Here is a 517-nt window from a genome sequence, read left to right as displayed (position 1 = left end):
GCTGAAGGCAAACCAACCATGAATTATGAAGGTAAAGACTACGTTTTAGAAAATCCAATCAAAGCTGACTTTGCGTTAATTAAAGCGCATAAGGGCGATCGCTGGGGGAACTTGGTGTACCGTAAATCTGCACGTAACTTTGGTCCAATTATGGCCATGGCAGCAGATATCACCATCGCACAAGTATCAGAAGTCGTGGAACTCGGTGCCTTAGATCCTGAACACATCATCACCCCAGGGATCTTTGTACAACACGTTGTACAAGTTCAACCTGCGCAGTAATTTGAGATTGGAGAAATAAAATGAGTTATCAAAAATTAACCCGTGATCAAATTGCTGAACGTGTTGCACAAGATATTCCTGATGGTGCTTATGTCAACCTTGGGATTGGTTTACCAACTAAAATCTCGAGCTATTTACCTGCTGACAAAGATGTCTTTTTACATTCTGAAAATGGTTTATTGGCCTTTGGTCCACCCCCTGCGGAAGAAGACCGTGACCCTGAGTTAATTAACGC

Annotated in this window: 2 protein-coding genes; both read left to right on the top strand. The window is 42.6% G+C overall.

Translation table 11 applies throughout. From position 1 onward, the window contains the following. Positions 1–282: 3-oxoacid CoA-transferase subunit A (locus AC1M9F_RS14475; protein ID WP_481598115.1), on the top strand; the 282-nt coding region annotated here is incomplete at its 5' end. A gap of 20 nt (positions 283–302) precedes the next feature. Then, a partial coding sequence (locus tag AC1M9F_RS14470) for a CoA-transferase (RefSeq protein ID WP_481598114.1) occupies positions 303–517 on the top strand: 215 nt, incomplete at its 3' end.

The sequence above is a fragment of the Acinetobacter sp. ANC_7504 genome (genome assembly GCF_056779995.1).
The sequence above is the reverse complement of the archived record's forward strand: the minus strand, read 5'-3'. Positions and strand labels throughout refer to the sequence as shown.